General features: G+C 28.6%; 6 protein-coding genes and 1 pseudogene. All 7 read right to left on the bottom strand.

Annotated features, from left to right (window positions below; all coding sequences use genetic code 11):
* Window positions 1-17: 17 nt before the first annotated feature.
* Entirely contained in the window at window positions 18-485 is a 468-nt protein-coding gene (locus BUA77_RS09480) for an exodeoxyribonuclease VII large subunit (RefSeq protein ID WP_072889555.1), read from the bottom strand.
* Between the two features lie 50 nt (window positions 486-535).
* Window positions 536-1,987: an S-layer homology domain-containing protein gene (locus BUA77_RS09475; RefSeq protein ID WP_072889553.1), complete on the bottom strand. Its 1,452-nt coding sequence runs from the start codon at window positions 1,985-1,987 to the stop codon at window positions 536-538.
* A 27-nt stretch (window positions 1,988-2,014) separates the two neighbouring features.
* A complete protein-coding gene (locus BUA77_RS09470; RefSeq protein WP_072889551.1) occupies window positions 2,015-3,631 on the bottom strand; it encodes a hypothetical protein in 1,617 nt (538 codons plus the stop codon).
* A gap of 3 nt (window positions 3,632-3,634) precedes the next feature.
* Window positions 3,635-9,934: an IPT/TIG domain-containing protein gene (locus BUA77_RS09465; RefSeq protein ID WP_072889549.1), complete on the bottom strand. Its 6,300-nt coding sequence runs from the start codon at window positions 9,932-9,934 to the stop codon at window positions 3,635-3,637.
* Window positions 9,935-9,945: 11 nt separating this feature from the next.
* Window positions 9,946-12,360: an Ig-like domain-containing protein gene (locus BUA77_RS09460; protein ID WP_072889547.1), complete on the bottom strand. Its 2,415-nt coding sequence runs from the start codon at window positions 12,358-12,360 to the stop codon at window positions 9,946-9,948.
* A gap of 185 nt (window positions 12,361-12,545) precedes the next feature.
* Window positions 12,546-16,763, bottom strand: coding sequence for an S-layer homology domain-containing protein (locus tag BUA77_RS09455; protein WP_072889545.1), 4,218 nt, complete (start codon window positions 16,761-16,763; stop codon window positions 12,546-12,548).
* 262 nt (window positions 16,764-17,025) lie between these two features.
* A pseudogene (locus tag BUA77_RS09450) lies at window positions 17,026-17,204 on the bottom strand (IS200/IS605 family transposase); the annotation flags it as partial.

Below are 17,204 nucleotides of genomic sequence, written 5' to 3'. Positions count from 1 at the left end.
TAACTAGACTTTATTAACTATATACACATTGCTGTTTTCATTCTCTCTATAATTTTATGATCATATTCTACTTTTTTTAGTGTATCTTCTGCACTAGCTATATATTTTTTAATTGTTTCTTGATTACTTTCTACATTATCTAGTCTTTCTTCTACATTATCTAGCCTTTCTTCTATATTTTCTAGTCTATTTTCTACATTATCTAGCCTTTCTTCTACATTATCTAGCCTTTCTTCTATATTTTCTAGTCTATTTTCTACATTATCTAGCCTTTCTTCTACATTATCTAATCTACTTTCTATATTTTCTAGTCTTCCTTCTACATTATCTAGTCTGTTTTCAATATTTTCTAGTCTTCCTTCTACATTATCTAGTCTGTTTTCAATTTTTCCAATTGTACCTTTCATTTCTTCTTGATTTTTTTCTAAATTATCTAATTTTACAAGTATTAAATTCATTATGTCTTTTACTTCTATATTGTCCATGCTTTCACCTCTATAATTTTATATAATAACTATATTATATCACAATATATTTACTTAAAATACATTATATTTTCTCTATAATCCTTTTGAAGGTCTCTTTGTAAAAACTCTAGAAATCTAACTAACATAGCAGAGGCTTCAGCCCTTGACATTACCTTATTAGGATTTATTTTGTTTGCTTTATCTCCATAAACAAGTCCTATTTCCCTGGCCATATATATACTGTCCTTAGCCCAATATGGAATAGACCTATCATCAGAGAAATTAGTGTAGTATCCAGGTGATGGAGCTTTATTCTCAAAACCTAAAGCTCTTATAAGTATTGTAATTGCTTGAGCTCTTGTTAGACTATCATTTGGTTTAAATAAATCATTTTCTCCATTTATTATACCTTTTTCATATCCACTTTTTATATATTTATAATCTTCGTCTTCAGTATCTAAATCTTTAAATACCGGCTCTTCTTTAGGCTCATTTCTTTTTCTTCTTTTAGGCTTAACATCATCTATAGAGCTTCTAATATCACAAGCTCTAATAACTGCTTTTGTAAATTCTAATCTACTCATAGGTATATCCGGTGAGAAGAAATCTCCATTTTCATCAAATACATCAAGGGAATATAATTTTTCTATATATTCTTGAGCCCAATGTCCTCCTAAGTCTCTAAATTTAGGAACAATAAGTCTTTCAATTTTTGGAACCATTTTTTTAGAGAGCTTTATTGTTCCCTTTTCTCTTTTATCCTTTTGAATTTCTCCATCTTTTATTTTAGGAAGGTTGTATTCATATGAGGATATCATTTCTTGATTTGTAATTCTCATATGTCCTCCATTAAAGCTTGAAAAGTTAGCTTCGTTTTCTGAGTATTTTAATGTTTTAGTAGTACTATCTGAAACAGAAACTCTAACTGTTCCTTCCCAAGACCCAGGACGGGTAATTAAATAATCTAATATTTGAGTTTCACTATTTCCCCAAAAGTTTTCATATCCAACATCTGCTCCTGTAATATCTACTATAACTTCTCCTTCATCTTTATTTATTTTATAGTATTTTCTTCCCTTTATATTTCCATTATAAAAGTCTGAGGCTGGTCTGTTGTCTATTACATCAGATTTTGAAAATTGAAAGTCCTCAAGCTCATATTTATCCTTTCCTATTTTTAATGTTTCACTGTATTTTGACATAGAAGTTTGAGCTAGGGTTTGTCCCTTATCATCTCTTTTATCAAGAGTTGTATTAAAGCTTATTTTTCTATCAAGCTTTGCCTCTAAGTCCTTGTTTTCAAGTTTAAATGTATAGCTTATACTTTTTTCATTATCTTTTTCTCTTTTAGATACCTTAACTTCTCCCTTTAGCCTAATAGGCTCTCCAGTTATAAATATCACTTCTTCATATTCATATTCATTATTTATCCCACCCGAAAATTCAGGGGGAGTAGCCCATACAACACTAGAGCTTATAATGAAGCTGACAATAAGCATAAATGTCAAAATCCTTTTCATTCTTCATCTCCTCTTTCTAAATTATAGTTACTTAACTATAATTATCTTTCCATAAATATCATCTCTTACTATATATAGTCTATCTCCAGCCTTTATATCTTCAGTAGTTATTGCTTTTGCATTCTTGATAAGAACTGCTTTATCTATACTTACAGTTATAGATGTATTCTTAGGAAGCCATTCTTCTTTTCTGCTACTCCAGTCTTTAGCATCTTGAAGCTTTAGGGTCCATCCAATTTTTGAATCTTCATATATTGTTTCTACAACTCCATTAGTAGTTCTCTGCTTTAAAAGCGAATCCATTTTTTCTTGTACATATATAGCTGATATTCTATCTCCATCAGTGTAAATATATCCATAGTAGTTTTCATCTTCTGCATCTAATGTATAGAATTCTTCCGTTGTAAGTTCTTTATTGTTATCTAAATCATATATATATGTGTCTTCATCATAGTATAAATCTTTTTTCTTATCAAAGGATTCCCATTCATTTTTATCTAAAAGATAAAAATCATCTAGGGTTATAGAGTATTCATCTATTTCATCAAGCTTTCCAGAGTAAATATAGCTTTGTCCTATGTTTGAGTTGTTAATATCTTCGTTATATACATATATAATATCTGCCATTAAAGATCCATTTCTTCCATCTGCAATTACATAAGCATCAGATTCAGAATTTAAGGAGTATTTATCAACAATTCTTCCACTTTTTATAATAATTGTTCCATCGTTAAATCCTATGTTTCTCTTATTTTCAAGCTCAAAGCTTTCACTATAGAAGTTTATATCTTCTATTTTATCTGAAAAAACAGCTTCATATTGATTTTTAATAACCATTTTTTCTATTTTGTCACTTCCAAAGAAGTCCTTTATTACCATATATGCCGTTTTACCTTTATAGTATTTTAAATTTTTATAAGGAACCTTTGCTCCTCCTATATATATAGGTACTTCATTATTATATGGAATTGTCATTATATCCTTTTGCTTTTCCCACTTTCCATTTTTGAAGTGTTGAACATTTTCTAGGGTAATAGTGTCTTCAATATTATTAGATCCTCCTATTTTACCTTTATATAGGTTTTTAATAAGTATTGAATCTCCCTGAATATATATTTTACTTACTATACTTGAATTTATTTCATCAAAATACAGCTTTACTCTATCTCCTATATAAATAGTGCTTAAGTCAACATTCTGTCCATCCTTTATAGTAATTGTTGCTGGAGATGTGAAGAAAGTCTCTTCATCTCCTGTGGCAAATTTTAAGCTTATCTGATTTCTATCTATTTTACTTACTGTTCCAACTCTTATTATACTTCCTTCTTTTACATATCCTGGATTTTGAGTTGAATAGCTTTCTATATAGTTTATTTTTCTTCCTTCAAGAGTTGCATAAACCTCCATACCAGGCTTAAAATCAATAAGCTTTGCGTCTCTATCATCTATTATAAAAATAGAATCATTTGTAAAAGTAAATGTATGAAGAGTACCATCGTACTCTTCTATTTGAATTACATCGTCTAATCTATCCTTAATATATCCTTCTATATATCCGTCTCTATAAGGAGAGTTCTTATCTGCATAAGAAAATGTTGAAAATAAAAGCACTAAAGCCACAATTAAAGATAATATTCTTTTCATAAACTACCTCCTTTCCCCGATTATGGAGTATCTTCCAAGTCTGTCTACTGTAGAGTTAATAGAAGTAGAATAATCATCAAGTCTTTGTTTTACATATACCCATTCGCTATTATATGGGTCATATCTTCTTAAAGATATGTTTTTCATTCTTCTCATTTGAGCCTTCTTTACATCAAAGTCAAGAGATATTTCTATTTTAGACTTTAGATAATCTATTTCACTACTATCCTTTCCAACAAATGCACTTGCCGATAAAATGTATTCATTTGATAATGAGCTTGAATCCGTTTGTTCATTTAATGATACCTTGAATTTAACTCCTGCATCTGATTTATTTTTGTTTTCTTTCATTTTAGAAACATTAAATGCTGTTGGATTAAATTTAATATAAAAATCACTTCCTATTATAGTTATATCCTTTGCTAAGTAGCTTGTAACTACCTTAGCAGGCATACTAACTATAACTTCTTTACTTCCTGCAAGATCTCCTTTAATTAAATCTATTGTTATTTGTTTTTCATCATAATCATCAGTTCCGATAAGTATGTTCGCAGTATTACCTGATTTTTTCATGCTTGTTTTTTCCGATATTTCTCCATCCTTATCTTCATATCCTACATCATCATCAGTTTCTACAGTATTACTTTTTGGGGACGCTTTTGAAAGTCCGTAGTCTCCAAGTGCTTTTACTATAAATTTATACTCCGTATCTTCTTCTAAGTCTCTATATATAAATGTTGTAAGTTCTGTAGTTCCTATAAGATAAGGTTGTGAGTCATCTACAATTACATATACTTCATAAGAAGTAGCTCCTTCTACTTTATCCCAAGTTATCTTTATATATTTATCATATATAAGCTCAGCTTTTGGTTTTGATGGAGTATTAAGCTGTGAAACAACATAAACTAAATCATATATATTACTTGCAGATTTATCTGGATTTATTACGATAACTCCTTTTGTTCCTAATTTTCCTTGTGGAGTTTTGACCTTTATATTTTGAGAATCTATAAATTCAACTTCTGATCCATTTGTTCCTTCTTTTAATTTATAGTATTTTTCATTATTATTTTCATCAATGATTATAATATCAGCTGAAGTACTGTCTTCAACTTCTTCAAGAACAGGTGCAAATACAACTCTTACTCCATTCATAAAGTCAGAACCTTTAATTTTTATTTCTTCTCCTCCATCTACTGATATTTCAGATATACTTTTATCATTTGAATCAACTACCCCTGTAATCTTTGGATTGCTTAAATAAGTAAATGTAACTGTATTAGAAAGCTCTCCATCTGGATTTTCTACTTTTACTTCTACTTCTCCTGGAGCATGTGCTGGTAGTTTTGTTATTTCTATTGTTTTATAATCTTTTACATCAACATATTCATCTGGTACTTTAACTTCTCCAAAGTATACTGCAATATTCTTTTCAAACCCATCCATTGTTTCTCTAAAGTCTGATCCTTTTATTGTAACTTTTATTCCTCCATCTGATGAAGCTTTATCTGGAGTTATTTCATCAATTTTAGGATTTGTCTCTCCTTTTGTAAACATAATATATATAGGATGTTCTAATGAAGTATCATCTGAACTTGCAAATGCTCCATCTTCATTTTGAACAACTACCTTATATATTTTTCCTACTGCACTTTCATCAACTTCTGGCATTTTAAATGTAAGTCTATTTGGTAGAGTAGGAGTTATATCTTTATAATTAATTTCTAATAAATCTCCTATAGATATTTTTGCATTTTCTCTAAAGTCAGTTCCTATAATACTTATTATACTGTTTCCTTTGTAGTTTACCTTAACTACCTTTATATCTTCACCATTTATATTTTCAAGGTTTGAAGCTTGACCATCTCTAGTTATCTCTGTAATTTTAGGGAAGCTATCAGGATTTTTATATTCAAAATTTCCTTGAGCCTTTCCTTTATCAGGGTTAATTACAGTTACAGGGACAATTCCTATTGTATAAAATGAAGGTGTTTTAACTTCTATTTGTCCACTGTTTAAAAATTTAGTTTCTGGAGAATATCCTCTTTCAACTATTACTCTTCTTGCATATAAGTCTATGCTTATTTTAACTAACTCAAATCCTGAGTACTTCTCTTTTTGATTATTAGAGTCTGTATAAGTTAATAAGTTTAATGGAACATATATTTCTTCATCATTATAGTTAGTTATTTGAGCTGTATATTCTTTATCTCCAATTTGTATACTTAAATTAATTGTTTTATTATTAGGATCAGATGAATCATATGTTACTGTTAAATCGCCAACTTTAGTATTTCCCTTAGTTCCTATTATTGTTCCTGCATTTAACTCCCCTGGATCTATTGTTATATTTGAAATATTTTTATCATTTATATCTCCAAATCTTACTAAAACAAAATTGTCCTCTGGTTTTGTTTTTTCTATTACTGTTGGATTAATAGCTTTTACAATATTAACTTCACTTTTTGAAAACTCACTTCCGTGAATTTCTATATTGTCTTCACCTTGTTTTCTTCCAATCTCTGGTACTATTTTGGTTATTGTAGGGTTTGATGATTTATAATTGAATTGAACTTTATTTGATGTACCAAAATCATTATTTAGTATATATACATCTACATTTCCATTCTCTCCAACTGGAGTTTTTACTGATATATATCCATCTGAAAAGTCTATTATCTGTGCTGTATTTTTTCCAAAATATATTTTTGGAAGTATAGGAAGTATGTTACTATCATAATCCGCCTTTAGTTCATCATAAGTAGCTTTGTTTTCTAAATCATCCCATTTTCCATTTCTATTTAAGTCATTAAATTTTTCTCCATCATCATATCTTGCATTACCATTATCATCATTATATGGTTCAAAGTATCTAAAATCTGATCCCCAAATTTGTACTACTTCTCCTCCTGCCGCACTTCCTGAGTTTGGAAGTATCTTTGTTATTTGAGGGTTACTTGTAGGTATTACATAAGTAAATCCATCTTCCTTAGATATATTACCTCCATCAGAGTTTGTAATTACAACTGGTACTGTTTTTCTATCTCCTTCTATTTCTTCTTTAAGATTTCCTGGATATTCTGGCATTATTATAGTTATTTTAGTTTTGTCAGTACTTATTATAACATCCCCTGCTGGTACTTCTACTCCACCTATAAATACTCTACTTTTAATATCTCCATTAGATTCAAAATCTGTTCCATATATATCTACCGTGTATCCTCCTTCAGTAGAGCCTTGATTTGGTTCTAATCTATCTATTGTTGGGTTTTTCTTTGGTGTTTTATAGTAGTAAAATCCATTTTGACCAAATCTTGAGTCCGATTTTGTATCTGGATTTTGCACTGTAATATCATACCATTTTTCTACATACAATATAGGAACTGTAAAGTAAAGTTCATTTTTGCTTATTATTTTAATTCTATGTCCTGTTATATTACCATCAGTATCAAATACATATGGAGTTTTCATATTTAAAGTTCTTATATGATTATTTAATGAATCTTCTATTATTATTTGATCATTGTTTGTATCTGTATTTAGCTTTATATAGTAAGTAGAACCAGAACTTGATAAAGCTTTAAAATTATCTCCTACTTTTTCTGTTATAGTGTATGTTTCATTTTTTCTATTAGATAGTACTACTTCTCCTTTTGTATTTATATCAAGTGTATAAAAGCTTTTTTCATTGTCTTTATCTTCAAGTATTATGCTTTGATAGTATTCTCTTATTTTTACATTATTGTTTGTATCTAAATAAAGTATTTCTTGTGGCCCTTTATAGTCTTTTAATATTATTTTATTATTTGAATCCTTATTATAATCGTTTATATCTTTTCCATCTATTAGGATTCTACTTCCTATAAGCTTGTATATTGCTGGCTCATCTGTATCTTTTTCTGTAGGATCAGGCTTTAAGAAGTTATCACCTTTTATAACTACTAATGTGCCATGGCTTCCCTTATTAGGAGAAAAAGATGTTATTTTAGGGTCTGTATAAGTTTTTACGTATATAAATTCTGATATTGCTATTGCTCCACTTGGGTTCATTACTTGGATTTGAGTAGATCCTTCTCTTCCAGCTGGAGCTTTAAATGTTATCTTTTTACCATCACCTTCACGTGTTATTCCTTGAACCTCTTTACCGTCTATAAATACCTTTACTCCTTCTTTAAAGTTGCTTCCAAGAACAGTTATATCCTGTCCTCCATCTACTGTAACTATATTTGGAGTTACGCTTTCAATAATAGGTTCATCAACTGCTGTAACAAATTCTACTGCATCATTTTTAGTATGTGATAAACCTTCAGTATCTGTATTTCTTATTGGGTTTATTACTTTTACAAATGTTTTACCAGGTAGTTTAATAGTTGTATCTTTAGGTATTTTAACAAGTATTTTAGTTCCTAATTCATTTCCTTGTGTTCCATCTAGTTCATTTCCATTTTTGTCAAATACCTTTAGATATAAATTAGGATTTGAATTATCTCCATTGTTATTTTTATTAAGTCTTATATCATTTCCAAGCTCAATAACTGGATATCTAACTACTTCTTTTCCATCATTATCTGTATACTTGTGTATTAAAAAATTTTGCCCTTCTATTGAAATTAACATGTCTTCTTCTATTTTATATTCACTATCATTAAGCTTTACAACTTGTACCTTACTTGGAGTAATTTCTTCAACCTTTGGAGTTATTTTACTAGGATTATAAGTATATCCATCTTTAAGCTCTGCTCTATCCTTTATAACAACAGGATCTCCTGAGGTTAAGTTTATTGTAGTTACAGTTTCAATAACTACATCCTTCATAGGATCACTTTCAGCATCTGTTATCTGTGGTGTTATTACACTTATTGTATCTAAAGCATCTGTAAATGTGTATTCATAAGATGTACCTTCTGAGTTTCTAGAGAATGTTGCAATATCACCTACTATTACCTTTATAGTTCTAGTAACTGATGTAACATTAATTCCCTTATAAGTATCTCCAGATCCATCTCCATAAGTTATAGTCATTAATTCATCTTGTCCTGATGGAGCTGCTACATTTTTAGTATTATCATCTAGGTTAAGATCTGGTATATTTAGTGTTCCAAAGAAAACCCCTGAAATATCAACCTTAGATCCAGTATCAGGTCCATTATCAGGAGCAACTGATATTACTTGCATTTTCTGCTTAGCATCTATTATTGTGAATTTTTCTGTTAATATATACTGCTTTGTTATTTCTTCATCTGGATTTTTCCCATCTGGTATTTTATTTGTAATTACAACATAATACTCACCATTTTCTATATAATCGACTCTTTTATTTGGAAGATGAGTTTTAAGCACCTGTTTTCCATCAGCATCAGGAGTAAATGTAGTGTCAACTCCTTTATGATAGTCTGTAAATTTATCTGTTAGATTCTTAATGAAGAAAACATCATAATCATCTAGTCCACTATCTGCCGTAAATATTACTTCATCTCCCAGCTTACCTGTATCTCCTGCTTCCCCTCTATTTGGATTCATAGTTAAATTTACAGGAGTTATTTCATTTACTAATCTAAATTGGCTAAGATATGTGTTTTGAATTGTAATTTTAATTTCATTCTTTCCATCATTAATTCCGCCAACTACTTTATTTGTATTGCTGTTATTAAAGTTTATATATACCTTTTCTTCTTTTTGAAGAACTATATTTTGAAATCCAGGTGTTCCACTTAAAGCTTTAGTTATTATCTGACTTGATGTTTGAGTATCAATTGGTAAATTATTTGTTCCACCTGCTCCAGTTTTGTTTTCATAGTATGCGCTATATTTTGGATCACCATTATCACCTGTACCAGTTCCTATTTTGTCTAAGTTAGAACCAGTAAGTGTAATTGTATCAATACCTTCTTTAACATTTCTCTTATTTATATTTGAAAGTGCTGGAATTCCTTCCTGATTAATTGGAACTGATATACTTCCAACGTCAATACTACTTCCTATTATGTCACCATCAACTATGAATTCAAGTACAGAATCAGTATTAGGGTTTGCATTTGTAAACTGCTTATACCCTGTTGATGTCATTGTACCAACAGTAGCATTTTGTAAGTATCCTCCATGTATAGTAAGCTTTGTTTGATTAACTGAGTATCCACCTTCATTGTGAATTTTTGTAATAGTTATATAGTCTACATAGTATTTATCAGCATCAAATGCGTAGGATTTTATTTCCTGCCATGGCATCATCCCAAATACCATAAGAAATACTAGAACAAGGGAAGTTAATCTTTTGATACTTCCCTTAATTAATTTATCCTTCATCTTCTCCCTCCTTAATCTATAACTACGAATATTCCTTTACTTTTAGACTCTATATAAACATTTTTATCTACTTTGTCTAAAGTAAATGGTACTGCATACCAGTTTCTTAATTTTTCATCATATCTTAAAACATTTATATTATCTCCTGAGCTTTTAAAAGGCATCTTAATAGTTATTTTATTAAAATTAAAATTTTCTCCTGTTACCTGTATAAAATCTGAAACCACATTAGCACCTTTTAATTTGTCTTTGATAGTTTTAAGAACTAAAGGTTCAACTCTTCCAAGATTTACAACTATATCTTTATCCTTATCATAATCAATAGGTGATAAATTATAAATATTTATATCGCCGTATTTTGATTTTGTATATAGAGTAGAATATATTCCACTTTTGCTTCCTTCATATTTTATTTTTCTAACAAGAGTATCTTCTCCCATAAGCTCATCTAAATCAAGTTCTAAATAGCTCTTATCCTTGTACTTAGAATTTAATATAAGAGTATCTTCACTTACATCAACATTTTCTACTACTTCCCCTTCTTTAACTTCATCCTTTACTCTTAATCCTTCACTTGGAATATAATCTCCTTCTTTTACTACGCTTAATGTTCCATATGTAACTTCGGTTTCGTGATTACTATCATTTTCAACTATTATTGTATATACCCCTACATCTAATCTTTTGCTTCCATCAGGAAGATAAACATATGCCTTACCATCTTTTATTTTTACTTTTTCTGCTCTTGTTTCATCACCAGTTCCATCTTCAAAATATACTTCTATTCCATCTTTATAAAACATTTCTCCTTCTAAAGCTATAGGCTCATCTTCATCATAGTCCTCAGGAACACTTCCAACAACTACCTTTGTTACTATTGGATCTGTATTTGTAGTAAATGACCAAGACTTTTCATCATTTCCAAGCTTTAATCCATTTTCATCTAAGACTTCAACTATATTTGCAGGAACATATACTGTATATTTAGTTCCTGAAGCTAGCTTTTCTTTTATTGGTATATAAAGTTTTGTCTCTTTAGAGGTATTTTTATCAAGTATCATTTCTCTTGTTTCATCTACTAAATTTTCACTACTTCCTTCAGAGAATAATTTAAATTCTAATGGCATCTTATTATCATTATAAAAATTAATACTTCCATCTACATCTTTAAACACTACTGTAATATAGTATACTTTTGCATCTCCTATAGTTTTAGTATATATACTATTTTCATCATATAATTTAGATGAATCACTTCCTGGATAAGTACTTATAATTTCTGGCTTTCCTTTAATAGTTTTAAATTTAAAGGATATATCTTTATTGTATTTGTATAAAGCTCCCTGTAAATTTTTATAATCCTTAAGAGCTACAGCTCCTGCCCCTATTTTTACTGTATATTCCTCATTCTTAGAAAGTAAAAATCCCGTATCATTATACATACTGTTAATATCTATTTTAAGGCTTTTTCCATCAAGAGTTGCATATACATAGTTTTGTACATTTGTATGTGTTGTGTTAGTACTTGAAATTAAGCTTATTTGGCTTTTATCTATATTAGAATCTATAGGGTATTTAAAATTCACGCTTATTAAAGGCTTTAAAGTAATATTTTCTTGACCATTAGTAGGATATGTATTTTCAACAATGTCATCTGTTGTAAATGTAAGAGTTTCATTTAAGTTTAAAATGTTTTGTGCATTTTTAAGATATAAAGCATTTTCTTTTAGATTTATTGTATATTTAGAAAGTTCTTTAAAACTATTAGTACTAGAGGTTAAAATAAGCTGATTTTTATTAACCTCTACATTATAATTTGAAATATTATCTGATACATAATTAGGAATACTTAAATTATCAATTGGTGTAGAAGCTATTGTTATATAATTTTTAATATTAGGTTCATCCTTTAAAACAATATCATCTATAAATGCAAACGTTATGACTCCATTGTTATAACTAACTGTATTTAATATATCATTTGGATAAGCTCCATTTCCTTTTGTAGCAAATGTAAAATTTAATTCATTACTTTCATTTTTATTCCCATCAATAAAAAATCCTTGTGGTATATGGATTTTATATAGAGAATATTCATTTAGTTTCTTTATATTAGTATCTTTAAATGAAATTCTAATTTTTCTTTCTGAAAGTATTACAGAAAAATTAAAGTCTGCCGATTTAACTTCTCCATTTACTAAAATATCTAAAGTATTAATATCTTTAGTTGGATTTTTAGTAAGGGATGTTCCATATACTATATCAATAAAAGAAGTGTTATAATCTACTCCTTTTTGCCCATTAATAATAGTTTGACTTTGAGTTTTTACAGTTAAAGAAGCATCGAATGTCTCTTGTGCATATATTCCAAATGGAATTATTGAAAAAATCATTATTAATACTAAAAACATGCTTATTCGTTTCATAATATATCCCCCAATCTTATTATACATGTTATGCTTTATATATCGGCAAACTATCAATATTTTTTATTTGCTCTTTTTGATGTAATATATTTGTAATAATTTCTTAACACAAAAATAAAAGTCTTACATTATTATTTTAAAAATAATGTAAGACTTTGTAAATGATATTAACTGCCTATTGTTTGTTATTTCACTTTATTTATCCAAGATGCATCATCAACATGTAACTGCCAATTTTCTTTAAATATACTTACTACAGCTTTAATATTTACTTTATCTCCTTTACTTATTCCAGTTAAATTTGGCATTCTATATATCTTAATACTATTTCCTTTATTATCTGTCAATGTTGTATAATTAGATTTTGTATCACCTAATGTAACATTTTTTATTTCCACAAACATAGATTCATATTCTCTATTTTTTTGATTTAATATATCATCAATACTAACTTCTTTTGGAACAATATTATTTGAAGATGATACTTTGCTAAAATCAAAATCTACAATTTCTAATAGGTTATTATACTCCTTTATTTTTCCTTTAACTATTATTTCATCTCCTATTTTCAAGTCATTTCCTGATTTTTTATTAAATAAACATATACCAGCTACATCGTCTTGTATAAATATCTTTTTATTAGAAGATGTAACTATTCCTTTTGTATATACATAAGTTCCTACATCTATATTTCTAGCATCTTCTATTGAAATTAATTCTAATTGTTCTTCTTTCTCTTCTTGTACTTTTCCTACGTTTTTAATTGTGCAATTTACAATTTCTTTTTTTCTATAATAGTCTTTTCTATATCCTATTACTTCTATTTTATCTTTTAATTCAAAAGAATCTCCTTTTGTTGTTCCGTATAACATTATGTCTCCTGTATTATCTTTAATTATAACTTCTTTTCCAGATATTTTTACAACGTCTCCCTTTGTATATACTTTTTCTCCTACAGACATATTTTTAGCATCGGCTATTGTAAGTAATTGAAGTACTTTATATTTAAATGTTTTTACTTCACTTTGTCTATCTCCTCTTACCGCCATGGCTTTTAAAACAGTATCCCCATCTATTTTTATAGTAATAGGTCCAGTATATTCCTTACTTTCATTTGTAGGTTCTGATCCATCAGTTGTATAATAAATTTTTGCATCTTTTGTATCAGTAGAAAGAGTTATATTTACATCTTCACCTTTTCCAAATACTCCTCCTCCTGGAAAAGCTCTAACAGATTCTACCTTTGCTTTGCTAGAATCTCCTATATTATTTATTTGAATTAATACAGGATCATGATCAGATGCTCTATAATCCTTTGGAAAACCTGCATTTATATTTACTATATCTATTACTGTATCTTTTACCATGTCTTTTGTTACTAATATGTTATCAAGTACTTGAGCATTACCTTTATATTCATAAGTGTACTGCTTGTTTTCTGGAAGTGTATTTATCATATTCACCATATTATCTCCAGCTAATTCTATTAATGAATCTGAGAATTGATAATCATTCATATCTCCTAGAGCTACTATTTTTGCGCTAGGTAATGTCTTTTGTATTTTCTTTATAAAATCATTTATAACCTTAGCTTGTTCCTTTCTTTCTACTTCACTGTTAAATTTAGCAGGTTGAACATTTCCATATAAAGAGTCATCTCCTCTTTTAGAACTAAAATGATTTGCTATAACAAATACTTTTTCTCCATTAAATTCAAATTCAGCTGCTAAAGATTTTCTACAACCTTCTCCTTCAGTATCAAAAGCTGGATGAGTTGGATTTACTCTTCCTGGATTTAATGTAAGTCCATCTTTATTTACGTCTACAGCAGTTGTAGAATCTCCTTTTTGTCCTTTATCTACAAGAGTTACTCTGTCTGGATTATATAAAAATCCTACACGAATATTTCCACCAGGTGCTCCTCCATCTTTATTGTTTACAGGATTTATATTCGTATATTCATAAGCTACTCCACCTTGATTTACTATCTCATTTATCAATCCTTCAAAAGTTTTAGTAGCATCTACTACACTATTATCTTTTCTTCCACTATCATCTTGTACTTCTACAAGAGCTATTATATCTGGGCATTTCAAGTTTTTAACTATAGATTTAGCTACTTTTTGTGTCTTTAATTTATCTGATTGAACACTGTAATTTTCTATATTATATGATGCTATAGTTAGTTTTCCTTCTTCTTTTTCTATATCAGTTACCTCTGTCAGTTCTCTTCTGTTAGAAGATTTTAGTTTTGGAAGTTCCTTATAGAACACTTTATAGTTACCGTCTTCATAGTCCATAATACCTTGTATATTTCCATTAAATTTATCTCCTAATTTCGCATGTACATACGTCTTATTTGATATACGATTAACTAAATAGATTACTTCTGGATTAAAATTACTTTTAGATATTACAAGAGCTCCATTATCATCTCTATATTTTTCATATTTTTGTTTAGTTACATCTCCATTGTCAACTATTACTGGTATTAAATACTTGTTTATACCTACTACTTCTGCATTATCTAATTGAACAAGCATTCCTTCTAAGCTTTCATAAAAATCTATACTATCTTCTTCTGGGTCAAATACTTTAAATCCATCATTGTCTATAATATTTATAGGTTGTATTCTATCTTTTCCTATAATTACAGGCTTTGGTAAATTACCTGTTCCCTCTTTTTCCACATTTGGTAATACGATTTCAGTAGTAGTCAATTCTTTATCTAATCTTTCTTCAATATATTTACCACTTTTAGCGTGTTCAGCTACTTTACCAGTTACTATTACTATATCCCCTTCTTTTAATGCTTTTAATTCTTTATCTGTTCTAATAAATATACCTTCTGATGTTTTTACATCATTATCAACATCTTCTTGTAAAGATTGAATATAAAATCCTTTTATAGATTCATTGTATGGTGTTCCTTTATAGTTTATTATGGCTGTAACTATACCTTTAACAGTTACATTTTTACCTACTAAAGGAGATTTATGAGTTGCTCCTTGTATTTCACTTATTTTTGTATATGTATTTTTGTTATCTTCATTATCTATTTTAATAGAGTCTTTTTCTTTTCCTTCTATTTTTTCAGGTTTTTTATCAAATACAACATCTTTTGCATTTATAATAGCGGCTTCTACTTTTCCATTTCCTTTTATTGTTATCTTTGAATCAACTTTTAATTTTTTTATTTTAGCTGTTTTACTTATATTTATTTTAGAATCTTTAGCTTTGTCTGTAACATCTAAATCATATATACTTCCGCTTTCAAGTAATACCTCAGCATTATTTTCATTTAATTCAACATCATCAAAATCCCCTTTTAATGTAATCCCATGATTACTTTCAACAACTACATCATCAAATCCTGATTTTGTTAGTTTATCATTTCCATCTAAATCTTCTTCAAGTATTGCTCCTGATTTTAAAGTTACTTTTCCTACTTTTGTATTTCCTTCAACTACTAATCTTACTCTTTCTTCTCCATGTGTCTTATTAACTATTACATTTCCCAATTCACTATTTTTTATATGTATACTGTGTTCTCCTCCACCATATACATAAGTAGTTCCTTTTACTATAACGTTTTCAAGATAGGCATTTCCATTTCCTAAATCAGATGTTATTATAAGATTTCCTTCAACTACTTTATCTTTTAACGTAGGTTCATCTTTAGTTATCCTAAAATCAGAGCTACTACTAGATGAATTACTATCCTCATCTTCTTTATCACTAGATGATTTAGAATGACTTTTTCTTGAACTCGATATGTAACCTGAACCTTTAAATTTTTTATAAATTACAGTAGCAGCTTCTGCACGAGTTATAAACTTTTCTGGAGCAAATGTTCCATCTGGATAACCTTTCATATATTTAGAATCTACTAATGCTCCAACAGCAGATTTGCTCCACTTTGCTATTTTATCTTCATCAGAAAATTTTTTACATACATATGCTTTATCAGAATTCTGCTTATTAAGAACTTTAGCCATAATTACTGCTACTTCTTGTCTAGTAATTGGATTGTTCGGTCTTATAGTATTATCTTCATATCCTGAAATATAGCCTTGCGCTTTTGCTTTTCTTAAATCTTCATAATACCAATCTTGAGGTGTTACATCTTTATAATCAATATTATAAACTGCCTTAAAATTATAGGTTTTATTTATTAGAGCTATAAATTCTGCTCTTGTAATATAATTGTCTGGCTTAAATGACCCATCACTATAACCGCTTAATATCCCCTTCTTTATTAAAGTATTGATTTGTTTCTCTGCCCAATGATTTTTAATGTCTGAAAAATTAGTAGCAAAAGATATTCCCATAGAGCTTATTAACATAGTTATTGTTAATAAAATTGCCATGGTACGCTTAATAAATCTCTTTTTCCTTTTCATGGTTTACCTCCTAAAAAATTTGGAATCGATTCCATCAAAATTGTAATTAATGGGTTAATATCAATTATATATCTTTCATGGTATATTTTTCAATATAAATTATAAAAAATTTTTTGAATTTAAAATATAATAATCATAACCACCCGTAAAACGGGTGGTTTGCTCTAACCCTATAAGGGCATATTACTTGCTGTGTCTTAAGACACACTGAATAGTCTGCCAACCGCTGATACTTTCACAGGCTACCCCTAAAGGGGGTATTTTATTTTTTCTTGCCTTTGTTTACTGGCTCACCCGTAAACGGGTCTATATATTCTTTCAGACTTATTTGATCACTTGCTATATCTTCTTGCAATTGATTTTTTATATATTCTTGTATTGCTTTTTTATTTCTTCCTACTGTATCGACATAGTATCCTTTGCACCAAAATTGTCTATTTC

This window comes from Tepidibacter formicigenes DSM 15518 (assembly GCF_900142235.1).
Taxonomy (GTDB): Bacteria; Bacillota; Clostridia; order Peptostreptococcales; family Peptostreptococcaceae; genus Tepidibacter; species Tepidibacter formicigenes.
This window is presented reverse-complemented; position numbering and strand designations above follow the sequence as displayed.